We start from the raw sequence: 24,813 nt of genomic DNA, 5'->3' as shown, positions 1-24,813 counted from the left end.
AGATTACTGGACGGTGTCGTGCTCGCTCGTCCGCTCCGCATCCGACTGCGCATCGGAATCCGTCCGGCCGGCGTGGTCGGCGCGGAGCTGGGCGATGGCCGCCTCGAAGTCCTCGAGCGAATCGAAGGCCTGATACACGCTCGCGAAGCGCAGGTACGCGACTTCGTCGAGTTCGCGAAGGGGGCCGAGGATCGAGAGGCCGATCTCGTTCGCCTCGATCTGCGACGATCCGGTCTGGCGAATGGCCTCTTCGACCTTCTGCGCGAGGACGGCGAGATCGGCATCCGTCACGGGACGCCCCTGGCACGCCTTGCGCGCACCCGACATGACCTTCTCGCGACTGAACGGCTCGACCACGCCCGAGCGCTTGATGACGTTCAGGCCCGCGGTCTCGACGGTCGAGAAGCGGCCACCGCACTTCGGGCACTGACGACGACGACGGATGCTGAGGCCGTCATCGCTCGTGCGGGAGTCGATGACCCGCGAGTCGGGGTTGCGGCAGAAAGGACAGTGCATGACGACCCCGGCCTACGCGTCGAACCGCGCGGTGACGGCCTCGCCGTGCGCGGGCAGAGCCTCCGCGTCGGCCAGGGTGACGATGGCCTCGTGCACGGCCGCCAGGGCCGCGCGGTCGTATTCGACGACCTGCTGAGGGCGGAGGAAGGTCGCGGCGGACAGCCCGGCGCCGTAGCGCGCCTGTCCCCCGGTGGGCAGCACGTGGTTGCTGCCTGCGAGGTAGTCGCCGAGGCTGACCGGCGTGTACGGCCCGACGAACACGGCACCGGCGTTGACGAAGTCTTCGGGCCGGGGGTCGGCCAGGTGCAGTTCGAGGTGCTCCGGCGCGTACGCGTTGCTGAAGGCGGTGGCCTGCGCGATGTCGTCGACGAGCACGACCGCGGACTGCGGTCCGTGGAACGCGGCGGTGACGCGCTCGGTGTGGCGGGTGGCCTCGACCCGGGCGGGAAGCGCGGCGGCGACCGCGTCGGCCAGGGCGACCGAGTCGGTGACCAGGACCGCGGAGGCCTGTTCGTCGTGCTCGGCCTGGCTGACGAGGTCGGCCGCCACGAGGGCCGGAACCGCGCTGTCGTCGGCGACGACGAGGATCTCGGTGGCCCCCGCCTCGGAGTCGGTGCCCACGCGGCCGGCGACGGCGCGCTTGGCCGAGGCGACGAAGTTGTTGCCCGGCCCCGTGACGACGTCGACGGGGTCGAGTCCGATCTCGGCCACGCCGTAGGCGAAGGCGCCGATGGCCCCGGCGCCGCCCATCGCGTAGACCTCGGTGACGCCGAGCAGCTTGGCCGCGGCGAGGATGACGGGGTGCACGCGACCGCCGAACTCCGACTGCGGCGGGGAGGCGAGCGCGACCTCGCGCACACCGGCGACCTGCGCGGGCACGACGTTCATCACCACGCTGGAGGGGTAGACGGCCTTGCCGCCCGGCACGTAGAGACCGACCCGGCGCACGGGCTGCCAGCGCTGCGTCACGCGAGCGCCTTCGCCGAGTTCGGTCACGACCGGGGCGGGCACCTGCGCCGCCGAGGCTCGACGCACGCGCGCGATCGCCTCGTCGAGGGCGGAACGGATGCCGGGATCGAGGTCGCGCAGCGCCTCGTCGAGGTGGTCGGCGGGAACCCGCAGGGCGTGGTCGGTGACCCGATCGAAGCGCGCAGCCTGCTCCCGAAGGGCTTCTTCGCCCCGACGGGCGACGTCGTCGACGAGTCGCGCGGCCGTGGCGAGGGCCTCGTCACGGGCGGCGTCGGCGCGGGGGACGACGGCGAGGAGCTCGGCCGGCGAGAGCACGCGGCCGCGGAGATCGATCGTGCGGAGCATGCGTCCAGGCTACCGGCCGCCCGCGGACGCCCTCGCGCGCCCGCGTGGGCTCGCAGCGTGTGCTCAGGCGCGCGGCGCGGCAGTCAGCTCGACGCCAGGAGGGCATCGAAGCCCACCGGGGAGGATGGTGGCACCGAGGTCGCCCCGCTCCGACCCGGGAACGACGAAAGGGGCCGCTGCGAGAAACACAGCGACCCCTTTCGGGTCGGCCTCAGCCGCGGGTCACTCCCGAGACGTCGTGCAGGTAGCCGATGCGACCGTCGTCGTGGCGGACGACGAACGCCTCTCCGCGGTCCTCGATGACGAGGGCCCACGCGGTGGGTCCGATGCGGAAGATCGGCGTGCCGTAATCGTCGACCACGTCGCGCTCCTCGGGGACGAGCGCCCAGAACGCCTGCGCGTGCGGGTGCGCCTCGTGCTCGTCGCGCGCGTGCTCGTGGTGGTCGCGGTCGCTCGGCTGCTCCGAGAGCGCGGTGTGGGCGTCGCTGCTGCGACGCGCGTAGCCGGTGCGGTGCTCGTCGGCGTCGTGGTCGTCGCGCAGCGACGCGAACACGTCGGTGTCGTTGTCGTCGTGCGCGGCGGGCATCACGCTCGTGCGCGGGTGCGCCTCGGCCTCGGCGTGCGGCAGATCGGTCGAGCCCGTGTAGCTGCCGGGCGTCGGTGCGTCCTCGACGGGTGCCGGATGCGTCGTCGCCGCGGTGCGGGCCGGTCGCGGCGTACGCGGACGCGCGGTGACGGGGCGAATTGGGCGCGCGTTGCGGTGCGCGGCGACCTCTTCGCGGCCGCGGAAGTCGGCCGAGAACGGAGGGATGAACGGCGCGAAGACCGTGAGCACGACTCCGGCGAGGAGGAGCACCGCCTCGACCCAGATGACCCAGGAGCGCGTCCAGATGCCCGTCTCGTTGAACACGGCTACGGTGTCCCACACCCATGCGACCCAGACGAGGGCCGAGACCGTGAACGCGACGGAGGCGAACTGGTCGATGCCGAGCGATCCGACGCGGCGGATGCCCTGCGGCGACAGGCGACGCAGCACGAGGAGCCCCACCGCGACGGTGGGCAGCGCGACGGTCGGGATCCACCACAGCCCCGACAGCCAGACGTTCTGTCCGCCGATCAGCACCCCCGACGGCGAGTCGAGGATGTTCGTGCGGAAGAACGAGACGAAGAACGCCACGACCCAGATGCCCAGCAGGCTGACCTCGCGGATCGAGAACGGTCCGACGCCGTACTGCACGTCGCCCGAGGGGCGCTCACGGTCGCGGTCGTGCGCTGCGGCGTTGGCGTGAGACGCCGCGGGGACGGATGACACGGGGGTGTGCTCGGCACGCGAGGAGCGTGCGCTCGCGGCGGCCGCGTAGCCGGCCGAGGACGAGGAATCGTCGTCGAGCATGTCGCCGTCGGCGTCGGCCGAACGGGTGCCGGTGTGCGGGAAGGTGTCGCGTTCCGCGGCTTCGTGCGCGGAGACATCGGGGACGACGGGGGCGACGGTGTCGCGCTCGTCGGGGGCATCGGGAGACGTGACGCCGTCGTGGGGGTTCTGATCGGTCACGGTGGTCCTTTCGACAGAGGCGCCGAAGCGCCCGGTCATCCTAACCAGGTGGTCTACGGCATCCGCTGGGCTTGCGGCGGAAGCAGGAGGAAGAGGCGGCGGTGACCTCAGCCGAGGCAGTTGGGGCCGAGCAGGCCCTTGAGCTCTCCGAAGAGGTCGGCCGTCACGCGCACGGGCATCGGCACTTCGAAGACCTTCGCGGTGCCGCCCTTGTGAAGCTTGAGCTGCACCTCGGTCGAGCCGGCGTGGCGACGGAGCATCTGCGCGAGCTCGCCGACGAGCGCCTCGTTGGCCCGCTGCTCGGGGACGACCAGCGTGAGTCCCCCGGTCTCGTCGAGTCCTTCGAGATCGGGGGCGAAAGCGCTTTGGGCGTGCAGATTCAGCCCGTCGTCGCGACGAGACACGCGCCCGCGCACGACCATGATCGAGTCGGCGACCAGCGCCGGGGCGAACTCGGCGTAGGTCTTGCCCATGAACATCACGGTCACCTCGCCGTTGAAGTCCTCGACGGTGACCATGCCGTAGGGATTGCCGCTCTGTTTGGCGACGCGGTGCTGCACGCTCGTGAGCAGACCCGCCACGGTCACCTGATCGCCGTCCTGCACGTCTTCGGACGCCAGCAGATCGTGGATGGAGGTGGACGCGTGCTTCGCCAACGGCACCTCGAGACCCGCCAGAGGGTGGTCGGAGACGTAGAGGCCGAGCATCTCGCGCTCGAACGCGAGCTTGTCCTTCTTGGTCCACTCGGGTCGCTCGGGCACCTTGACGACCTGTTGCGGTTCGTCCCACAGCGAGTCGAAGTCGAAACCGACCTCGCCGTTCGCCTCGCGCTTCTTGTCGATCACGGCGCCCTCGCAGGCGTCTTCGTGCACCTCGATGAGCGCGCGGCGCGTGGACCCGAGTGAGTCGAACGCCCCCGCCTTGATGAGGGACTCCACGGTGCGCTTGTTCGCCGCGTGCGCGGGGACCTTCGCGAGGAAGTCGTGGAACGACGTGTACTTGGCGTCCTGCCGCGACGCGACGATCCCTTCGACGACGTTGGTGCCCACGTTGCGGACGGCGCCGAGGCCGAAGCGGATGTCTTCGCCGACGGCCGCGAAGTACCGGATCGACTCGTTGACGTCGGGCGGCAGCACTTTGATGCCCATGCGGCGGCACTCGTTGAGGTACACCGCCATCTTGTCTTTGGAGTCGCCCACGCTGGTGAGCAGGGCGGCCATGTACTCGGCCGGGTAATGCGCCTTGAGGTAGGCCGTCCAGTACGACACGAGACCGTAGGCCGCGGTGTGCGCCTTGTTGAAGGCGTAGTCGGCGAACGACTCGAGCACCTTCCACAGCGTCTGCTGTGCGACGTCGCCGAAGCCGCGCTCGGTCATGCCGCCGAAGAAGATCTCTTTCTGCTTGTCGAGCTCGCTCTTCTTCTTCTTGCCCATCGCGCGGCGCAGCAGGTCGGCCTGGCCGAGGGTGTATCCGGCGACGCGCTGGGCGACGGCCATCACCTGCTCCTGGTACACGATCAGGCCGTAGGTGGTGTCGAGGATGTCGGCCAGCGGCTCTTCGAGCTCGGGGTGGATCGGCTCGATCTCCTGCTGCTTGTTCTTTCGCAGCGCGTAGTTGATGTGCGAGTTCACGCCCATGGGGCCCGGGCGGTACAGCGCGAGCACCGCCGAGATGTCCTCGAAGTTGTCGGGGCGCATCAGGCGCAGGAGCGAGCGCATCGGCCCCCCGTCGAGCTGGAACACGCCCAGCGTGTCGCCGCGAGCGAGCAGTTCGTACGACGCGGGGTCGTCGAGCTCGAGCTCTTCGAGCACGAGGGGGTGGCCGCGGTTGGCTTCGATGTTGTCGAGCGCGTCGTTGATGATCGTGAGGTTGCGCAACCCCAGGAAGTCCATCTTGATCAGGCCGAGCGACTCGCAGGCCGGGTAGTCGAACTGCGTGACGATCTGACCGTCTTGCTCGCGGCGCATGATCGGGATGATGTCGATCAGCGGCTCGCTCGACATGATCACACCGGCCGCGTGCACGCCCCACTGGCGCTTGAGGTTCTCGAGACCGAGCGCGGTGTCGAACACCGTCTTCGCCTCGGCGTCGGTCTCGATGAGCGTGCGGAACTCGCTCGCCTCTTTGTAGCGCGGGTGCTCGGGGTTGAACATGCCGTCGAGCGGCATGTCTTTGCCCATCACCGCGGGCGGCATGGCCTTGGTGAGCTTGTCGCCCATGCTGAAGGGGAAGCCGAGCACGCGACCGGCGTCTTTCAGCGCCTGCTTGGCCTTGATGGTGCCGTACGTCACGATCTGCGCGACGCGCTCGTCGCCGTACTTCTCGGTGACGTACTGGATGACCTCGCCACGACGACGGTCGTCGAAGTCGACGTCGAAGTCGGGCATGGAGACGCGGTCGGGGTTGAGGAAGCGCTCGAAGATGAGACCGTGCTGCAGGGGGTCGAGATCGGTGATCTTCATCGCGTAGGCGACCATCGAGCCGGCGCCCGACCCGCGACCGGGTCCGACGCGGATGCCGTTGCGCTTGGCCCAGTTGATGAAGTCGGCGACGACGAGGAAGTAGCCCGGGAACCCCATCTGCAGGATGACGTCGGTCTCGTACTCGGCCTGCTTGCGCACGGCATCCGGGATGCCGTCGGGGTAGCGGTCGTTCAGGCCGTTCTCGACCTCTTTGATCATCCAGCTGCCCTCGGTCTCGCCCTCGGGGACGGGGAAGCGGGGCATGTAGTTGGCCGAGGTGTCGAACTCGACCTCGCAGCGCTCGGCGATCAGCAGGGTGTTGTCGCAGGCCTCGGGATGGTCGCGGAAGACCTGCCGCATCTCGGCGGGCGACTTGACGTAGTAGCCGTCTCCGTCGAACTTGAAGCGCTTCGGATCGTCGAGGGTCGAACCCGACTGCACGCAGAGCAGCGCCGCGTGGCTGGTCGCGTCGTGCTGGTGCGTGTAATGGAGGTCGTTCGTGCCGAGGAGCGGGATGCCGAGGTCTTTCGACAGCTTGAGCAGGTCGCTCATGACCCGGCGTTCGATCGACAGCCCGTGGTCCATGATCTCGGCGAAGTAGTTGTCTTTGCCGAAGATGTCCTGGAACTCCGCCGCGGCGGCGCGGGCGGCCTCGTACTGCCCGAGGCGCAGGCGCGTCTGCACCTCGCCCGAGGGGCAGCCGGTCGTCGCGATCAGGCCCTTGCTGTAGGTCTGCAGCAGTTCGCGGTCCATGCGGGGCTTGAAGTAGTAGCCCTCCATGCTCGCCTTGGACGACAGGCGGAACAGGTTGTGCATGCCCTGCGTCGTCTCGGACAGCAGGGTCATGTGGGTGTAGGCGCCCGAACCCGACACGTCGTCGCTCTGCTGCTCGGGGGTGCCCCAGCGCACGCGCGTCTTGTCGGAACGGTGGGTGCCGGGGGTGACGTAGGCCTCGATGCCGATGATCGGCTTGATGCCGGCGTCTTTCGCGGTCTTGTAGAACTCGTACGCCGCGAAGGTGTTGCCGTGGTCGGTCACGGCGATCGCGGGCATGCCCTGTGTGACGGCCTCTTGGACCATCGGACCGATGCGCGCCGCGCCGTCGAGCATCGAATACTCGCTGTGCACGTGAAGGTGAACGAAGGAGTCTGCTGCCACGGATCGAGTCTACGTTCGGCCTCCGACATCGGCCCCTCGATGTTCGCGGCGGACTCCCTGCTCGCGGGTGTTCACCGGGCGCGTCGGACGGCGCCGAGTCAGCGCCGGCGGCGTGTCGGCGCCGGTCGCGCCGGGATCAGACGCCGTCGCCGAGAAGGTCGAGCGCGTGCGCGAGGTCGGCCGGGTAGGGCGACTCGAACTCGACCCGCTCCCCCATGCCCGGGTGCGCGAACGCCAGCCGATGCGCGTGCAGCCACTGGCGGGTGAGGCCGAGGCGCGCGGACAGCGTCGGGTCGGCGCCGTAGAGCGGATCGCCCGCGCACGGATGCCGGTGCGCGGCCATGTGCACGCGGATCTGGTGCGTGCGCCCGGTCTCGAGGTGGATCTCGAGCAGCGAGGCGCGCGGGAAGGCCTCGAGGGTCTCGTAGTGGGTGATCGAGTCCTTGCCGTCGGGGGTCACGGCGAACTTCCACGAGTGGTGCGGATGCCGTCCGATCGGCGCGTCGATGGTGCCGGCGAGAGGATCGGGGTGCCCCTGCACCACGGCGTGGTAGATCTTGTCGACCTCGCGCTCTTTGAACGCGCTCTTGAGGAGCGTGTAGGCCCGCTCGGTCTTGGCCACCACCATGAGACCGCTCGTGCCGGCGTCGAGCCGGTGCACGATGCCGCGGCGCTCGGCCGGGCCGCTCGTGGCGATGCGGAACCCGGCGGCGGCGAGGGCGCCGAGCACGGTCGGGCCCTCCCACCCCACGGAGGGGTGAGCGGCGACACCGGCGGGCTTGTCGACCACGACGATCTCGTCGTCGTCGTGCACGATGCCCAGGTCGGGCACCTCCACCGGAACGATCTCGGGGTCGCGCTTGGGCTCCCACTCGACGCTCAACCACGCGCCCGCGTGCAGGCGGTCGCTGCGGCCGGCGATGCGTCCGTCGACGCTCACTCCCCCGGCGTCGGCGACCTCCGCCGCGAACGTGCGCGAGAAGCCGAGCATCTTGGCCAGCGCCTGGTCGATGCGCGTTCCCTCGAGCCCGTCGGGGACGGGCAGGCTCCGCGACTCCATGTCAGCGGGTGCCCGGGTCGTGCGGCGCGGCGACGTCGTCGGACGCGTCGGCTTCGGCGGCGCGCGAGGCGCGGGTCTCGCGGGTGCCGTCGAGACGCAGGCCGAACAGCACGAGCAGCGCGACCGAGATCATCATCGTGACGATGAACATGTCGGCCACGTTGTAGATGGCGGGCATCATCCACGGCGTCGAGATGAAGTCGACGACGTGTCCGACCGGGAAGCCGGGCTCGCGCACGAGTCGGTCGGTCAGGTTGCCGAGCACGCCGCCCAGCAGGAGGCCGAGCACGACGGCCCACAGGCGCGAGCGCACGCGGCGGATGCCGAGGTAGATGATCACGCAGGCCACGACGGCCAGCGCGATGGTGAACAACCACGTGACGCTCTCGCCGAGCGAGAACGCCGCTCCGGGGTTGCGGACGAGGTAGAACTGCAGGAATTCGCCGATGATCGGCACGACGCGCTCAGCGGGGAGCGAGGCGATCGCGGCGGTCTTCGCCAACTGGTCGGCGGCCAGCACCAGTACCGCGAGGATCGCGATGATGATGCCGGCCGCCGCCGAACGCAGGGGTGATCGACTGCGCAAAGAGTCTGCCTACAGACCGATCGCCGACACCGGCGTCGAGCCCGAGGAAGACGCGTTGGTGTCGAGGTCGCGGAGCTGGCCCTCGATGTACGAACGCAGCTGCGAGCGGTAGTCGCGCTCGAAGTTGCGCAGCTCGGTGATGCGGGCCTCGAGGGTCACGCGCTCCTTCTCGAGACGCGAACGCTCTTCGCGGCCCTTCTGCTCGGCCTCGGCCACGATCGACGCGGCCTGCGCCTGCGCCTCGCCGATGAGCTGGTCGCGCTGGGCCTTGCCCTCGGCGACGTGCTCGTCGTGCAGACGCTGCGCGAGCTCGATGATGCCGGCGCTCTGCGCGGCGGGCTCGACGTCGGACGACGCGGGAGCCGAGACCGGGGCGGCGACGGGGGCCGGAGCGGCCTCTTCGACCTTGGGCTCCTCGGCCTTGGGCGCCTCGGCGACGGGGGCCTCGGTGGTGGCGGGGGCGGCCTCGCCCGACTCGTACGCCGCGAGCTTGGTCTTCAGCTCATCGTTCTCGGCGATGGTCTTGCGCCACTCCACGACGATCTCGTCGAGGAAGTCATCGACCTCATCGGGGTCGAAGCCCTCCTTGAAGCGAACGTGCTGGAACTGCTTGGTGACGACGTCATCGGGGGTCAGTGCCATGGTGTTTCCTCTTTCGAGAGCTCTGAATCGGAACTGTATGGGGGTGTCGCACCGGGGCGTACCGCTTCGGAACAGCATAGCCGCCGCCCTCCATCGGTGTCGAAGGGCACGGACGAAGGGCGGCGGTGAGGGCGTTACGCGGCCGCGAGGGACCGCGTGACGCTCAGCAGCAGGAAGCAGACGAACATCACGATCGCGAAACCGAAGTCGATCGCGATCCCCCCGATGCGCAGGGGTGGGACGACGCGACGGATCAGCTTGATGGGCGGATCGGTCACGGTGTAGACGATCTCGGCGATCACGAGGGTGGCGCCACGGGGACGCCACTCACGGTTGAACATCGGGATGTACTCGAGCACCAGGCGCGCGAGCAGGAACACGATGTAGACGAACAGGATCGCACTGAGGATGGAGCCGATGAGGCTCAGGACGGCCACTGTTACTGGGACGCGAAGGGCGCACCCTCGGGGTCGGCCTGCGCGATCGCACCGTCGCCGGACACGGCGATGTTCTCGGGAGAGAGCAGGAACACCTTGCTCGTCACCCGCTCGATGCGGCCGTACAGTCCGAGCGAGAGTCCGCTCGCGAAGTCGATCAAGCGACGCGCGTCGGCGTCGCTCATCTGCGACAGGTTGATGATGACCGGGATTCCCTCGCGGAAGTTCTCGGCGATCAGCTGCGCGTCGCGGTACTGCTTGGGGTGCACCGTGAGGATTTCGCTCACGGGTCCGACCGAGGGCTGGCGCACCACGGTGGGACGGTGCAGGGGGGTCACCGGCGCGGCCTTTTCGACCGGAGCTGCGGGCGCTGCCTGCTTGCGCGCGATGGGCTGCGGCGCGGTCTCCTCATAGGTCTCTTCCTCGTCGGCGAGGCCCAGGTACACCATGGTCTTCTTCAGGGGGTTCGACATCGCATCCTCCGTTCGCTCGTCTGGTTCGAGGCTACTGGCGCGCGGGTCTCGGGCCCGTGATTGCGGAGCCGATCCGCAGGTGTGTCGCGCCCATCTCGATCGCTTCGGGGAAGTCGCCGGTCATGCCGGCCGAGATCCACGTCGCGTCGCCCACGACCGCGCGTGTCGCGTCGGCGCAGCGACGGAGGCGCTCGAACGCCCGCGCGGGTTCTTCGTCGAGGGGGGCGACGGCCATCACGCCCCGCAGTCGCAGGCTCGACAGGCCCGCCACGTGCGTCGCGAGCGCAGAGACACCGTCGGGGTCGACCCCGCCGCGGCCCGGGTCGTCGGTCAGGTTGACCTGCACGAGCACGTCGAGGGGCGCGGCATCCGGATCCGCTGCGTGCAACGCGTCGGCGATGCGCGCGCGGTCGACCGAGTGCACGGCATCCGCCGACGCCCGCACCGCACGCGCTTTGTTCGTCTGCGCCTGGCCGATGAAGTGCCAGGTGAGATCCCGGATGCCGTCGAGCTCGGCGCGCTTGGCGGTGAGCTCCTGCTGCCGGTTCTCGCCGACGTGCCGCACGCCCAGCTCGTACAGGTCGGTAACCAGCGCGGCGGGGTGGAACTTCGTCACGACGATGCGGGTGATCTCGTCGAGGTCGCGTCCGGCCGCGCGGGCGGCGTCGCGGATGCGCTCGTCGACGGCGGCGAGGCGGTCGGCCAGGGCGTTGTCCATGAGGCTCCTTCGACGACGAGAGCGGGCCCGGTGAGACCGGACCCGCTCTCGTCGAGGCGGTCGTGCTTACTTGAGGAAGTCCGGAACGTCGAGGTCGTCGTCGGCGTAGCCGGCGTCGTACGAGGTCTCGGGCACGCGGGCGGTGACCGGCGCGGGCTCGGGGCGACGCTCGGGCGCACGCTCGGTCGAGCCCTTCTGCTCCTCGGCCGCGTCGAGGTCGCGCGCGACCTCTTCGGCGGGGATGACGGGGACGACCGGGGCGGATGCCGGGCGCTGGGCGCCGACCGCGTCGATGCGCAGCGAGGGCTCGCCGCCGTCGAAGCCGGCCGCGATCACGGTCACGCGCACCTCGTCGCCGAGGGTGTCGTCGATGACCGTACCGAAGATGATGTTGGCCTCGGGGTGAGCCGCTTCCTTCACCAGCTGGGCGGCGTCGTTGATCTCGAAGATGCCGAGGTTCGAGCCACCCTGGATCGACAGCAGCACGCCGTGCGCACCCTCGATCGAGGCCTCGAGCAGCGGCGACTCGACGGCGAGCTCGGCGGCCTTGATGGCGCGATCCGCCCCGCGGGACGAACCGATGCCCATGAGGGCGGAGCCGGCACCCTGCATGACCGACTTGACGTCGGCGAAGTCGAGGTTGATGAGACCGGGGGTCGTGATGAGGTCGGTGATGCCCTGGACACCGGCGAGCAGCACCTGGTCGGCCGTGGCGAACGCCTCGATCATCGAGATGCCGCGGTCGCTGATCTCGAGCAGGCGGTCGTTCGGGACGACGATGAGGGTGTCGACCTCTTCTTTCAGCCGGCCCACACCTGCCTCCGCCTGGCTCTGACGACGACGACCCTCGAACGAGAAGGGCTTGGTGACGACACCGATGGTCAGGGCGCCGATCGACTTGGCGATCTTGGCGACGACGGGAGCACCGCCGGTGCCCGTTCCGCCACCCTCACCCGCGGTGACGAAGACCATGTCGGCGCCGCGCAGGGCCTCTTCGATCTCTTCCGCGTGGTCCTCGGCGGCGCGTCGGCCGACCTCGGGGTCGGCGCCGGCACCCAGGCCGCGCGTCAGTTCACGACCGACGTCGAGCTTGACGTCGGCGTCGCTCATGAGCAGCGCCTGTGCGTCGGTGTTGATCGCGATGAACTCCACGCCGCGCAGGCCGAGCTCGATCATGCGATTGACGGCGTTGACGCCGCCCCCGCCCACACCGACGACCTTGATCACGGCGAGGTAGTTCTGGTTGTGGCTCATGCCGGCCTCCGTTTGTCCCCGAACCCGAAACTCTAAACCTCATGTTGAGGGTTAAAGAATTGCCCGGTATGCAATTCCTTAAGTTGAAGGTAGGTCGCCGCGCGCACGCCACGGGACCGACACGCGGAGTGTCGGAGGATCGCTTCGGATATCAGCGGACGACGCCGGCTTCGGGCGAGGTCACGTCGTACTCCTTGACGCGATCCGGCGGGCTCTTGGCCATCAACCGGTCGAGCACGATCGCCTTCTCGGCCGAACGGTCGGCACTCCCCCACACCACACGCGACCCGGTGGCGCCCAGGGTCAGCGTGACGTCGTCGGGGGTGGATGCCGACACCGCGGTCACCTGCGCGCGCACGGTGTCGGGGAGAGCCCGGACGACCCGGCCCGCCGCACGGAACGCCGCGGAGTCGGGACCGCCCGCGATATCGAGCACGGGCTGACCGGCCGGAGCCTCGGGCGTGGTCGACAGGGCGACCCCGGCGGCATCCACCACCGTGAAGCCCGCCGGACCCTGGATCGCCCCGATGGGCGTGCGCTCGACGATGCGCACCACCAGGTCGTGCGGAGGACGCGCTTCGAGCGTGTACGACTCCACGAGCGGGAAGCGCACGAGCGCGGCCTTGACCGCACTGTCGTCGACCATCGCGAGAGGAGTGCCGATCTGGCCGCTGAGCGCGTCGGTCACGGCGGCGACGTCGAGCGACGACGCGCCCTCGATGTCGATCTTCTCGACCGCGAACAGCGGGCTGTACGCGGCGCCCGCGGTGCCCAGCACCATCACCAGGAACGCCGCACCCACGCCGATCCACACGCGGCGACGACGGCGCTGGCGCACGGTGAACCGGCGCACCTCGGCCGAGAGGGCGCGCCGACGCGCTCTCGACGCGCGCCAGACGTCGCGCAGGCTCGCGCCCTCGGCATCCGGAACCCGCTCGTCGACGGGCGGAACCTCGGTGCGCGCGAGAGGGAGGATCGGAGCGGTCTCGTCGGCCGTCGGCGCGGCGACCGGCTCGCGCGGGGTCTTGGCCGGGCGAGCGGAGGCCGGAGTCGACGGCAGGGGCGAGGGCCGCTCCACGATCAGACCGCCGCGGCCTCGGTGCGCGACAGCGCGTCGAGCACCTGCGGGATGATCTGGTACACGTTGCCGCAGCCGAGGGTGATGACGTAGTCGCCCGGGCGGGCGATGCCGGCGGTGTAGTCGGCCGCCTGCTGCCAGTCGGGCACGTAGTGCACGTGCGCGGGGTCGGCGAACGCTCCGCTCACCAGCTCTCCCGTCACCCCGGGCACCGGGTCTTCGCGCGCGCCGTACACGTCGAGCATGACCGTGTGATCGGCGTGCGACTCGAGCACCTCGGCGAACTCGCGGTACATCTCCTGCGTGCGCGAGTACGTGTGGGGCTGCTGGATCGCGATGATGCGCCCCTCGCCCACGACGGTGCGGGCGGCGGAGAGGGCCGCGGCGACCTCGGTGGGGTGGTGCGCGTAGTCGTCGAAGACGCTGACCCCGTGCTGCACGCCGTGCAGCTCGAACCGGCGGACCGTGCCGCCGAAGCCCTCGACCGCGCGCGCGGCGTCGGCGAGGGAGTGCCCGAGCACGCGCAACACGGCGACCGCGCCGGCGGCGTTGACCGCGTTGTGGGCGCCGGGCACGCGCAGCTGCACGTCGACGCTCTCGCCGTCGGCGGTGAGGGTGAAGGCGACGGGTCCGTCGGTGCGGATGCCGCTGAGGCGGACGTCGGCTGCGGCGTCTTCGCCGAACGTGACCACGTGCGCGTGTGTGATGCGCTCGCGCACCGACCGGGCGCCCGGGTCGTCGGCCGAGATGACGACGGCCTCGCGGGCGGCGTTCGCGAAACGGGCGAACGCGGCGTCGAACGCGTCGCGCGAGCCGTAGTGGTCGAGGTGGTCGGGGTCGACGTTCGTGATCAGCGCGACCGAGGTGTCGTAGAGCTCGAACGTGCCGTCGGACTCGTCGGCCTCGATCACCACGAGGTCGTCGGAGCCCGTGCCGCTGGAGGCACCCAGGTCGGCGATGACGCCGCCGTTGACGAAGGTCGGGTCGACCTCGAGGGCGCGGAGGGCCGTCACGATCATGCCGGTCGAGGTGGTCTTGCCGTGCGCACCCGCGACCGAGACGAGGCGGCGCCCGCCGATGAGCCAGTGCAGGGCCTGCGAGCGGTGGATCACGTGCAGCCCGCGCTCTTTGGCGGTGACGAACTCGGGGTTCTCGGGCCAGATCGCCCCGGTGTGCACGACGGTGTCGGCGTCGCCGAGGTGAGCCGCGTCGTGACCGACGTGCACCGTCGCGCCGCGGGCGGCGAGGTCGCGCAGGGCCGCGCCGTCGGAGCGGTCGGAGCCGGAGACCCGGATGCCGCGGTCGAGGAACATGCGGGCGAGTCCGGACATGCCCGATCCCCCCACGCCGATGAAGTGCGCGGAGGTGATGGTCTCGGGGATGGGGAGGCTCAGGTCGGGTCTGATCATGGCGTAGCGAGTTTACGTCGCCGATCCTGCGCGTCGGCCTCGGCGCGCTGGCGGTCGGGGCGCCGGGTGATCCGGGGCGGCGGCGCGGTCGGGGCGGCCACCGTCCTGCGGAGTCGACCGTCGACACGCCGCGGGTCCCGCGCCCCGGGACGGCGTGTCGGGCGCGGAATCCGCAGGACGGCGGGGCCGGGGCGGACGGCGCCGGGGCGGACCGGGGACGGCGGGTGGGGTCAGGGGCTCAGCGCGCCAGGGCCTCGTCGACCAGGGCGATCACGTTCTCGGTACCGGTGCGGATGCCGGTGCGCGCGGCAGCGGACCGCATGGCGTCGCGGCGCTCGTCGTCGGCGAGCAGCGGCACGATCTCGGCGCGCACCCGCTCCGGCGTGAGGTCGGCGTCGGCGATGAGCAGCGCCGCGCCCGCGCGCACGGCCGCGGCGGCGTTGAGGCTCTGCTCGCCGTTGCCGACCGCGTACGGCACGTAGACGGCGGGGATGCCGAGGGCGTTGATCTCGCTGACGGTCGCCGCGCCCGAGCGCGACACGACGAAGTCGGCGAGGGCGAAGGCGAGGTCCATCCGGTCGACGTAGCGCACGACGGCGTACCCCTCGACGCCCGGGTCGGGCAGGTCGGAGTTCTGGCCGGTGACGTGGAGCAGTTGCCATCCGGCGTCGATCACGTCCTGCCACGCACCGCCGAACGCGGTGTTCAGTCGCAGCGCGCCGAGCGAACCGCCGAACACCAACAGAGTGCGCTTGGCCGCATCGAGTCCGAAGTGCGCGGCCGCCTCGGCGCGCAGAGCCTCGGCGTCGAGCTCGACGATCTCGCGACGCAGCGGCATCCCGACCTCGCGGGCGCCGCGCAGAGGGGTTCCGGCGAACGCGACGCCCACGCCCGCGGCCGACCGCGCGCCCAGCACGTTCGCCAGGCCCGGCTTCGCGTTCGCCTCGTGCACGACGAACGGCACGCGCTCGGCCCGCGCGGCGAGATACGCCGGCGCCGCCGCGTAGCCGCCGAAGCCCACCACGACGTCGATTCCGCGCTCGCGGATGAGGCGCCTCACGTGCGAGATCGCGCGCACGAAACGCATCGGGAACGCCGCCGCCGCCCGATCGGGGCGACGCGGGAAGGGCACCTTGGCGACCGTGAGCAGTTCGTAGCCACGCAGGGGCACGAGCCGCGCCTCGAGACCCTCCCGGGTGCCGAGCACCAGCACGTCGGCCGCGGCGTCGCGCGCGCGGAGGCCGTCGGCGACGGCCAGCAGGGGGTTCACGTGCCCGGCGGTACCGCCGCCGGCGAGGAGGTAAGTCGTCACCGTACGACCCTAACGAGGTCGCGGGGCGTTCCCGCCCGGGGCGCCCCGGCCACGTGAGCGGGTACGGGGTGTCGCCGCGAAATGCTCAGCCGCGCGAGCGCGGGGCCGCCCCACGGCGCGGCGCTCGCGGCGCCGAGACGACCTCGGTGCGGCGATCGGGCAACGTGCGCGCGCACGACAGCAGCACGCCGCACGCGATCAGCACCGACAGCAGCGAGGTTCCGCCCTGCGACATGAACGGCAGGGGCACACCGAGCACGGGGAAGATGCGCAGCACGACGCCGATGTTGACGAGGGCCTGGCCGACGATCCACAGCGTGATCGCGCCGGCGATCATGCGCACGAAGGTGTCGTCGGTGCGACGGACGATGTGGAACGCGCCCACCGCGAAGATCGCGAACAGCAGCAGCACGACGATGCACCCGATGAGTCCGAGCTCCTCGCCGATGATGGCGAAGATGTAGTCGTTGGCGGCGGCAGGCAACCAGTCGTACTTCTCCTTCGAGTTGCCCAGGCCCAGACCGAACAGGCCGCCGCTCGCGAGCCCCCAGATGCCGTGCAGCGACTGGTAGCACGAGGTGTAGTAGCACGACGCGTCGTCGGGGTTGAACAGGCTCGCGATACGCGCCATGCGGTTCTCGCTGCCCACGGCCGAGGCGAGCACGACGGCGAGGGCGAGCACGGCAGGGATGACGAACATGCGCAGCTTGATGCCGGCGAAGAACAGCGCGCCGAGCACCACGAGCACGAGGATCATCACGGTGCCGAGGTCTTTTCCGCCGAGCACGGTGCCGATGACGAGCACGGAGACGGGCACGACGGGGATGAATACGTGCTTCCACGACGTCAGCAAGTGGCGCTTGCGGTACAGCACCGCGCCCATCCAGAGCGCCAGGGCGAGCTTGAGGAACTCCGCGGGCTGGAACTGGAAGCCCGCGATGTTCACCCAGTTGCGGTTTCCGTACGAGGCGATACCGAGCCCCGGCACGTACACCAGCATCTGGAACGCCGTGGCGAAGATCAGCACGGGCCACGCCACGCGCTTCCAGAACTGCATCGGCATCCGGCTCAGGACGAACATGAGCGGGATGCCGACCACGGCGAAGATGCCCTGCTTGAGCACGTGGTCGAACGGCGTCTGACCGTTGTCGAGCGCCGAGGTCGCCGAGAGCACCATGACCAGGCCGAATCCGGTCAGCAGCAGGGCGGCGGAGGCGATGAGGAGGAACTCGCTCGGCACCGGGCGGAAGGCCCGGCCCAGCGAGACGCGGGCCGCGAGACCCGCGCGCGCGGGTTCGTCGGGGCTCTGCCGCGGACGAGGCGCCGTCGTGGTCACGCGTGTCCTCTCAGTCCTGCGGTCGTGATGCTCCGTCGTGGCCGGCGATCCAGGCCCGCACCGCGTCGGCGAATCGCGTGCCGCGGTCGGAGTAGGACGCGAACTGATCGAAGGATGCCGCCGCCGGAGCCAGGAGAACCGTGTCTCCGTCCCGCGCCACACCCGCCGCCAGTTCGACGACCTGCGCCATGACGTCTTCAGTCTCAGCGTGGTCGACCTCGAACAGCGGCACCGCCGGGGCGTGTCGCGCGAACGCCGCGACGATGTCATCGCGCTCGGTGCCGATCACGATGGCCGCGCGCACCGTCGCGCCGCGCGTGCGCACGAGGTCGCCGAGGTCGACGCCCTTGAGCAACCCGCCCACGATCCACACGGCTCCGGGATACGCCGCCAGCGACGAGGCCGCGGCGTGCGGGTTGGTGGCCTTGGAGTCGTCGACCCACGTGACGCCCCGGTGGGCGCCGACGACCTGGATGCGGTGCGGGTCGAGGCGGAAGCGCTCGAGCGTGTCGAAGATGTGCGCCGGTGTCGCTCCGAGGGAGCGGGCGAGGGCGGATGCCGCGAGGATGTTCGCCACCATGTGCGGCGCCGCGAGACCCCGCTCGGCGAGGTCGGCGATCGTCGTGAGCTCGAGGGCCGAGGTCGCGCGCTCCTCGAGGAAGGCGCGGTCGACCAGGATGCCGTCGACCACACCGAGGTCGCTGGGGCCGGGCACGCCGAGGTCGAAGCCGATGGCGCGGGCGCCCTCGACGACCTCGGCGTCTTCGACCATCTCGCGGGTGGCGGCGTCGGCCTTGTTGTAGACGCAGGCCACGCGCGTGCGGGCGTAGACGCCGGCCTTCGCCGCGCGATACGCGTCGGCTCCGCCGTGCCACTCGAGATGGTCGTCGGCGAGGTTCAGGCACACCGCGGAGTGGGGCGAGAGCGCGTCGGCGCCGCTCTGACGGTTGAGGTACCAGAGCTGGTGGCTCGAGAGCTCGACGACGAAGACGTCGAAGCCGCTCGGGTCGCGCACCGCATCGAGCACGGGCGTGCCGATGTTGCCGACGGGTACGGCGCGCATCCCCGCCGTCATCAGCATCTCGGCCGTGAGGCGCGTGGTGGTGGTCTTGCCGTTGGTGCCGGTGATGAGCACCCAGTCGGCGGGTCGGCCGTCGGCGCGCACGACCTTGTCGCGCACGCGCCATGCGAGCTCCACGTCGCCCCAGAGCGCGATGTCGTGCTCGAGGCTCCAGCGGATCACCGGGTGGTGGGGCGGGAAGCCGGGCGAGGCGACGACGACCTCGGGGGCGAAGGCGGTCAGCGCCTCGGGCACGGTGTCGAGCGACCCCTCGTGCAGCGCGACGCCGATCACCGGCAGCAGCCGGGCGTACTCGGCATCCGCCCGCTCGGTCACGACGAGCACCTCGGCGCCGAGCTCGGCGAGGGTATCGGCGACCGAGAAGCCCGTGACCGACAGGCCAAGCACGGCGACGCGCAGGCCCTTCCAGTCGGCGTGCCAGCTGGTGAGGGTGGTGAGGTCGGTCATACGCGTGCAAGCCATTCGACGTAGAAGAATCCGATGCCCGAGACGGCGAGCAGGCCCGCGATGATCCACATGCGCACGACGATGGTGACCTCGGGCCACCCGCGCATCTCGAGGTGGTGGTGCAGGGGGCTCATGAGGAACAGCCGCTTGCCCCGGGTGACCTTGAAGTAGGCCCGCTGCAGGATCACGGAGCCCGACGCGATGACGTAGACGCCCGCGATGAGCACGAGCAGGATCTCGGTGCGGGTGAGGATCGCCATGGCGGCGATGACGCCGCCGATCGCCATCGAGCCGCAGTCGCCCATGAAGACCTTGGCCTTGGGCGCGTTCCACCAGAGGAACCCGACCAGGGCGCCCACGAACGAGGCCGACACGATGGCGAGGTCGAAGGGATCGCGCACCGCGTAGCAGCCGGCCTGGACCGTCGGGTCGAGAGCCTCGGCGCACATCTGCTTGTTCTGCCAGAAGGCCATGAGGCTGTAGGCGCCCACGACGAAGATGCCCGAGCCCGCGGCCAGGCCGTCGAGGCCGTCGGCGACGTTGACGGAGTTGGATGCCGCCGTGCCGATGAACGAGATCCATGCCAGGTAGAGCAGCCAGCCGAGGATGGGGCCCAGGGCGAACAGCGAGAGCACCTGGATGTCGCGGAACACGGAGATGTACTCCGACGCCGGTGTCTGTCCGATGGCGTTGGGGAAGTTGAGGGCGACGATGGCGAAGGGCACGGCCACGATCACCTGGCCGGCGATCTTGCGCCACCCCGACAGTCCGAGGCTGTTCTGGTAGTGCACCTTCATGTAGTCGTCGATGAAGCCGACCACGCCGAAGCCGAGCATGAGCCACAGCACGAGCAGACCCGAGATCGTCGGCGGGTTGTTGCCGGCGAACGAGCCGATCAGGTAGCCGACGATCGTGCCGAGGATGAAGATCGTGCCGCCCATCGTGGGCGTGCCGCGCTTGGCCCCGTGCGAGGGGTTGTGCACGTTCTCGGGCGTGCGGATGACCTGGCCCCAGCCCCACTTGCGGAACCAGCGCAGGAACACGGGCGTGAGGAACAGGGTGAACGCCAGCGAGATCGCCGCCGCGGTCAGAAGTGATCTCACGCGAAGAGCTCCCCGAGTCGGTCGCCGAGGTGTCGCAGCCCGGCCGAGTTGGACGACTTCACCAGCACGCGGTCGCCGTCGCGCAGCTCGGTCGAGAGGTAGTCGAACGCGGCGTCGGCGTCGGCGAAGAACACCGCCTCGCCGTCCCACGAGCCCTGAGCGATCGCCTCGAGGTACATGCGGCGCGCCTCGGGCCCGATCACGACGATGCGCTGGATGCGCAGACGCACGGCGAGCAGGCCGACGCGGTCGTGCTCCTCGTCGGCGTACTCCCCCAGCTCGCTCATCGCGCCCAGCACGGCCACCGTGCGCTCGTCGGGGCCGGTGATCTGCGCGAGGGTGCGCAGGGCCGCGGCCATCGAGTCGGGGCTGGCGTTGTAGGCGTCGTTGATGATGCGCACGCGGTCGGAGCCGAGCGGCTGCATGCGCCAGCGCTCGGCGATCTCGACGGTCTCGAGGCGCGCGATCGCGTCGGCTGAGGACACGCCGAGGGCGGTGGCGGCGGCCAGGGCGGCGAGGGCGTTCATCACGTGGTGCTCACCGAGCACCCGCAGGGTGAGGGTGAAGGGTTCTCCGTCGACCAGCAGGTCGGCGCGGGTGCCGGATGCCGAGACCTCGACGTCGACCGCGCGCACCTCGGCCCGCTCGCCCCGGCCGAACCAGCGCACCTGCTGGCCGCGCTCGCGCGCGATCGGCTCCATCGCCGCGACGCGGGGATCGTCGGCGTTCAGCACGGCGAGGCCGCCCTCGCGGGTGGCCTTGACCAGCTCGCTCTTGGCGTGGAACGTCGATTCGATGCCGCCGAAGCCTCCGGCGTGGGCCATGCCCACCATCAGCACGACGCCGATGTCGGGGGTGACCAGGCCCGCGAGGCGCGCGATCGCGCCGGGGGCACTGGCGCCGAACTCGCTCACGAGGTAGCGCGTGGCATCCGTCACCCGGAGCATCGTCAGCGGCGCGCCGACCTCGTTGTTGAACGAGGCGCGCGGGGCGACCGTCTCGCCCTCACCCTCGAGGATGCGCGCGAGGAGGTTCTTGGTGGTCGTCTTGCCGTTGGAGCCCGTGATGCCGACGATCTTCAAGTCGCCGTGCGCGCGCACGCGCGCGACGACGTCGCGGGCCAGGTCGGCGAGGGCGGCCACGACGTCGGCGACGACGATCTGGCTCACCTCGGCCTCGACCTCGCGCTCGACGATCGCGAGAGCCGCTCCCCGCTCGACGGCGGTGCCGACGAACAGGTGCCCGTCGGTGGTCTCACCGGGCTTGGCGACGAAGATGTCGCCGCGCTCGATGAGGCGCGAGTCGGTGTCGACGAGCCCCGAGACCGTGGTGTCGGGGGTGTCGCCGGAGCGGACGACGAGGCGCCCGCCGAGCACGTCGGCGAGGTGGGAGAGGCTGGTGGAGATCATTGCTGTGCGGACGCCCTTTCCGTGTCGCATTCGTTACCGAGACGAGACCGGCGTCGGCGGTGTCTCAGCCGAACTTGGGCAGTTCGGGGGTCGTGGTTCCGGACGGAATCACGCGGTAGGTCTTGAGAACCTGCGTGAGGGCCTTCTGGAACGCGGGGGCGGTGGCCGCGGACGATTTTACCGTCCGCGGTTCGTCGAGGTTGACCTCGACCACGTACTGGGGGTCGTCGGCGGGGGCGAAACCGATCATCGTCGTGAAGTACGCGTCGCCCTTGTAGGCCCCGGTGGTGGGGTCGGTCTTCTCACCGGTACCGGTCTTGATGGCGATGCGGTAGCCGGGGATCGCGACCTGCTTGGCGAGGGTCCCCTGCGTGGCGACGTTCTCGAGCATGAGTCCGACCTGGTGCGCCGCGTCGGCCGAGACCACGCGCTCGCCCTGGGCGTCGGGCACGTCGGTGACGGTGCCGTCGGCCGCGGTGCAACCCTCGACGATCGAGAGCGGCATGCGCACTCCCCCGTTGGCGATGGTCTGGTACGCCCCGGCCAGCTGCGGCACGGTGACCGAGATGCCCTGGCCGAAGGTCGTGTTGTAGAAGGTCTGCTTGTCCCAGCCGGCGGGGTCGCGCATGATGCCGCCCGATTCGCCGGGGAACCCGACGGCGGTCTGCTGCGTGAGGCCGAACTTCTCGAGGTACGACACACGGGTGTCGAGCGGGATCATCTCGCCGAACTTCGAGATGCCGACGTTCGAGGAGTCGATGAGCACGCCCGTGAGGGTGTAGTTGTTCGCGGGGTGCGAGAACGAGTCCGAGACGCGCGAGCCGCCGGGGAGCGTCTCGCTCGACGACGCGGTCACGGTGGTGTCGGAGGTGAACGACCCGCTGTCCAGACCGATCGCGGCCGTGATGGCCTTCATCGTCGAACCCGGCTCGTTGGGGTTGCCGAAGGCCGCGCTGCCGCGGTCGTTCTCGGGCGTCGCGGTGGGGTCGTTGGGGTCGACCGAGGGGTACTCCGCGAGCGCACGGATCTTGCCGGTCTTCGCCTCGACCACCGTGATGGTGCCCGACAGCGAGCCGGTGTTCTGCACCTGCTCGGCGATGAGCTGCTGGAGGTACCACTGCAGGTCGCGGTCGATCGTGAGCGTGAGCGTGCCGCCGTCGACGGCGGGCTGGGTGACGACCTCGGTGCCCGGAAGCACGACGCCGTCGCGGCTCTGCTGGAAGACGACCTTGCCGTTGCTCGAGGCCAGGCACGCGTTGTCGGCCCCCTCGAGGCCCGCGAGGGGCTGTCCATCGCTGCCGACGAAGCCGAGCAGGTTGCCGGCGACCGCGCCGTCGGGGTACATGCGTCCGGCCTGCGGCGGGAAGCTGAGGAACGGCAGGTGCAGGTCGACCAGCGCGCGGTACTGCTCGGTCGAGACGCTCCGCGCGATCATGGCGTACCGCGAGTCGGGGTTCTCGGCCACGGCGTCGGTGACGATCTTCTCGACGTCGGAGGCCTCCTGGCCCGTGACCGCGGCGATCTGCGCGGCCAGCACGGGCCACGCGGTGGTGGTGCCGTCTTCGTCGTCGTCGTCGGTGCGGGTGGTGATGCCCTCGACCGCGAGCTTCGGGTCGATCTGCACGTCGTAGCGGTTGACGGCGGATGCCAGGGTGACGCCGTTCTCATCGACGATCGAGCCCCGCGAGCCGTACTCGGTGCGCGAGCTCTCGAGGCCCATCGCGAGCGAGTCGTCGACGTGGGTGCGTGCGTTGACGACCTGGATGTCGACCAGGCGCACCACGAAGGCGAGCAGGACGACGAGGACGATCGAGAGGGCGACGACGGTGCGACGCCGCGGGGACCGGGAGGTTGTCGTCGTCATGGCTCTCATCGTGTCGCGGGAGTCGGCAGACCGTCGCTGATCGACGGGGGTGTCGCGGATCCGGCGGGCGGGGTGGCCGCACCGGTCGTCGTCGTCCCGGCCGTGGCGTCGGCGGCGGGAGCCTCCGTCGCGGCGCCGTCCGCCGTCGTCGAGGCAGCGGGGTCGGTCACGAGCGGCACGCCGGCGATGAGCGCGTTGCGCACGGAACCGCGCCCCATGGCATCCACCGACGACACCGCGTCGGCGGGCTTGTCGGAGCCGATCACGGCCCCGTCGCTCAGGCGCAGGTAGGTCGGCGATTCGTCGATCACCATGCCGAGCGCGGCGGCGTTGGCGGCGAGGTACTGCGGCGAGGCGAGCCCGGCGCTCTCGTCGTTCAGGATCTGCTTCTGGTACGTCAGGTCGCGCTGCTGCTGGGTGAGCGAGGCGATCTCGAACGAGCTCTGCGTGGTCAGGATGCCGAGACCCATCTGCACGAGCACGATCACGAGGGCACCCGTGACGGCGATCACGCCGAAGAGGCGACGCGGGGCGCGGCGGCGGGCGGTCGCGGGGACGACGGTGAGCCGACGCTCGCGGACCGGCGTCGGGAAGTCGGGCAGGAAAGCCGCATCGATGGCCTGTGGTGCACTCATGCGTCCTCCTGGATTCGCTCGGCCGCCCGCAGGCGAACGGGGGTGGCGCGGGGGTTGACCGCGCGTTCTTCCTCGGATGCCAGCTCGGCACCGCGCACGAGGAGCGTGAACTTGGGCGCGTGCTCGGGCAGCTCGACCGGCAGGCCGCGAGGCGCGGTCGAGGTCGACGCGTCGGCGAACACGCGCTTGACCAGCCGATCTTCGAGCGACTGGTACGACAGCACGACGATGCGGCCGCCGACGCCCAGCACCTTGAGAGCCGCGGGGATCGTGCGCTCGAGCACCGAGAGCTCGGCGTTGACCTCGATGCGCAGGGCCTGGAACACGCGCTTGGCCGGGTGACGCTCGCGCAGCACCGCCGCGGGCGTCGCCGCCTGCAATACGTCGACCAGCTGACCCGAGCGCTCGAGGGGAGCCTCGGCGCGGGCGGCGATGATGGCGCGGGCGTAGCGGCCGGCGAGCTTCTCTTCGCCGTACCGCTCGAAGATGCGGCGGAGGTCGCCCTCGCCGTAGGTGGCGAGTACCTCGGCGGCGGTCACGCCGGTGGTCTGGTCCATGCGCATGTCGAGCGGGGCGTCCTGCGCGTAGGCGAACCCGCGCGAGGCCTCGTCGAGCTGCAGCGACGACACGCCCAGGTCGAACAGGATGCCGTCGACCTTCGAGACGCCGGCGGATGCCACGGCCTCGGCGATGCCGTCGTAGACGGTGTGCACGAGGGTGACGCGGTCGCCGAAACGCTGGAGGCGCTCCCCCGCGATGCGCAGGGCGTCGGTGTCGCGGTCGAGGCCGATGAGTCGGGCCTCGGGGAAGCGCTCGAGGAAGGCCTCGGAGTGCCCGCCCATGCCGAGCGTGCCATCGACGAAGACGGATCCGGGCTTCTGCAGGGCGGGACCGAGCAGTTCGGCGCAGCGTTCGAGGAGAACGGGAGTGTGGATGTCGCGGATGTCCATGATGTCGGGGTCCGATC

At 70.5% G+C, this 24,813-nt stretch carries 21 protein-coding genes; all 21 read right to left on the bottom strand.

What is annotated here, in order from left to right; all coding sequences use genetic code 11:
• Positions 1 to 3: 3 nt before the first annotated feature.
• The 21 genes from nrdR to rsmH all read right to left on the bottom strand — a co-directional run bounded on the left by nrdR (position 4) and on the right by rsmH (position 24,796).
• Positions 4 to 516: a transcriptional regulator NrdR gene (nrdR, locus tag LPW41_RS07510; protein ID WP_144827930.1), complete on the bottom strand. Its 513-nt coding sequence runs from the start codon at positions 514 to 516 to the stop codon at positions 4 to 6.
• A 12-nt stretch (positions 517 to 528) separates the two neighbouring features.
• Entirely contained in the window at positions 529 to 1,830 is a 1,302-nt protein-coding gene (gene hisD, locus LPW41_RS07505; RefSeq protein WP_144827934.1) for a histidinol dehydrogenase, read from the bottom strand.
• Between the two features lie 211 nt (positions 1,831 to 2,041).
• Positions 2,042 to 3,382, bottom strand: coding sequence for a hypothetical protein (locus LPW41_RS07500; RefSeq protein ID WP_230704456.1), 1,341 nt, complete (start codon positions 3,380 to 3,382; stop codon positions 2,042 to 2,044).
• 107 nt (positions 3,383 to 3,489) lie between these two features.
• Positions 3,490 to 7,002, bottom strand: coding sequence for a DNA polymerase III subunit alpha (dnaE, locus tag LPW41_RS07495; RefSeq protein WP_308071706.1), 3,513 nt, complete (start codon positions 7,000 to 7,002; stop codon positions 3,490 to 3,492).
• A 136-nt stretch (positions 7,003 to 7,138) separates the two neighbouring features.
• The gene (locus LPW41_RS07490; protein WP_230704455.1) at positions 7,139 to 8,062 is read right to left on the bottom strand and encodes an RluA family pseudouridine synthase; all 924 of its coding nucleotides are present in this window, start codon (positions 8,060 to 8,062) and stop codon (positions 7,139 to 7,141) included.
• A gap of 1 nt (position 8,063) precedes the next feature.
• On the bottom strand, positions 8,064 to 8,648 hold the full coding sequence (gene lspA / locus LPW41_RS07485) for a signal peptidase II (RefSeq protein ID WP_144827943.1): 585 nt from the start codon (positions 8,646 to 8,648) through the stop codon (positions 8,064 to 8,066).
• A gap of 9 nt (positions 8,649 to 8,657) precedes the next feature.
• Positions 8,658 to 9,290, bottom strand: coding sequence for a DivIVA domain-containing protein (locus LPW41_RS07480; RefSeq protein ID WP_144827946.1), 633 nt, complete (start codon positions 9,288 to 9,290; stop codon positions 8,658 to 8,660).
• Between the two features lie 134 nt (positions 9,291 to 9,424).
• The gene (locus tag LPW41_RS07475; RefSeq protein WP_154095839.1) at positions 9,425 to 9,727 is read right to left on the bottom strand and encodes a YggT family protein; all 303 of its coding nucleotides are present in this window, start codon (positions 9,725 to 9,727) and stop codon (positions 9,425 to 9,427) included.
• A gap of 2 nt (positions 9,728 to 9,729) precedes the next feature.
• Positions 9,730 to 10,200, bottom strand: coding sequence for a cell division protein SepF (locus tag LPW41_RS07470; protein ID WP_144827952.1), 471 nt, complete (start codon positions 10,198 to 10,200; stop codon positions 9,730 to 9,732).
• Positions 10,201 to 10,231: 31 nt separating this feature from the next.
• Positions 10,232 to 10,918, bottom strand: coding sequence for a YggS family pyridoxal phosphate-dependent enzyme (locus LPW41_RS07465; RefSeq protein WP_144827954.1), 687 nt, complete (start codon positions 10,916 to 10,918; stop codon positions 10,232 to 10,234).
• Positions 10,919 to 10,984: 66 nt separating this feature from the next.
• Positions 10,985 to 12,172, bottom strand: coding sequence for a cell division protein FtsZ (gene ftsZ / locus LPW41_RS07460; protein WP_144827957.1), 1,188 nt, complete (start codon positions 12,170 to 12,172; stop codon positions 10,985 to 10,987).
• Between the two features lie 151 nt (positions 12,173 to 12,323).
• A complete protein-coding gene (locus tag LPW41_RS07455; RefSeq protein ID WP_144827960.1) occupies positions 12,324 to 13,250 on the bottom strand; it encodes an FtsQ-type POTRA domain-containing protein in 927 nt (308 codons plus the stop codon).
• A 2-nt stretch (positions 13,251 to 13,252) separates the two neighbouring features.
• Positions 13,253 to 14,659: a UDP-N-acetylmuramate--L-alanine ligase gene (gene murC, locus LPW41_RS07450; protein ID WP_144827963.1), complete on the bottom strand. Its 1,407-nt coding sequence runs from the start codon at positions 14,657 to 14,659 to the stop codon at positions 13,253 to 13,255.
• A gap of 238 nt (positions 14,660 to 14,897) precedes the next feature.
• A complete protein-coding gene (locus LPW41_RS07445) occupies positions 14,898 to 15,971 on the bottom strand; it encodes a glycosyltransferase (RefSeq protein WP_230704454.1) in 1,074 nt (357 codons plus the stop codon).
• Between the two features lie 85 nt (positions 15,972 to 16,056).
• On the bottom strand, positions 16,057 to 17,307 hold the full coding sequence (gene ftsW, locus LPW41_RS07440) for a putative lipid II flippase FtsW (protein WP_144827969.1): 1,251 nt from the start codon (positions 17,305 to 17,307) through the stop codon (positions 16,057 to 16,059).
• Between the two features lie 10 nt (positions 17,308 to 17,317).
• Complete coding sequence (murD, locus tag LPW41_RS07435; RefSeq protein ID WP_144827972.1) at positions 17,318 to 18,835, bottom strand: UDP-N-acetylmuramoyl-L-alanine--D-glutamate ligase; 1,518 nt, start codon at positions 18,833 to 18,835, stop codon at positions 17,318 to 17,320.
• Positions 18,832 to 19,938 (bottom strand): phospho-N-acetylmuramoyl-pentapeptide-transferase, encoded by a 1,107-nt coding sequence (gene mraY / locus LPW41_RS07430; RefSeq protein WP_144827974.1) that lies wholly within the window; start codon positions 19,936 to 19,938, stop codon positions 18,832 to 18,834. The genes murD and mraY overlap by 4 nt, the downstream gene beginning before the upstream one ends.
• On the bottom strand, positions 19,935 to 21,347 hold the full coding sequence (gene murF / locus LPW41_RS07425; RefSeq protein ID WP_154095845.1) for a UDP-N-acetylmuramoyl-tripeptide--D-alanyl-D-alanine ligase: 1,413 nt from the start codon (positions 21,345 to 21,347) through the stop codon (positions 19,935 to 19,937). The genes mraY and murF overlap by 4 nt, the downstream gene beginning before the upstream one ends.
• Positions 21,348 to 21,411: 64 nt before the next feature.
• Positions 21,412 to 23,211, bottom strand: coding sequence for a penicillin-binding protein 2 (locus LPW41_RS07420; protein ID WP_144827980.1), 1,800 nt, complete (start codon positions 23,209 to 23,211; stop codon positions 21,412 to 21,414).
• Between the two features lie 5 nt (positions 23,212 to 23,216).
• Positions 23,217 to 23,846, bottom strand: coding sequence for a hypothetical protein (locus LPW41_RS07415; RefSeq protein WP_154095847.1), 630 nt, complete (start codon positions 23,844 to 23,846; stop codon positions 23,217 to 23,219).
• The gene (gene rsmH / locus LPW41_RS07410; RefSeq protein ID WP_187358342.1) at positions 23,843 to 24,796 is read right to left on the bottom strand and encodes a 16S rRNA (cytosine(1402)-N(4))-methyltransferase RsmH; all 954 of its coding nucleotides are present in this window, start codon (positions 24,794 to 24,796) and stop codon (positions 23,843 to 23,845) included. Before rsmH ends, LPW41_RS07415 begins: the two co-directional genes overlap by 4 nt.
• Positions 24,797 to 24,813: the final 17 nt, after the last annotated feature.

This window comes from Microbacterium sp. JC 701, from assembly GCF_021026215.1.
GTDB classification, from domain to species: domain Bacteria; phylum Actinomycetota; class Actinomycetes; order Actinomycetales; family Microbacteriaceae; genus Microbacterium; species Microbacterium algihabitans.
This window is presented reverse-complemented; position numbering and strand designations above follow the sequence as displayed.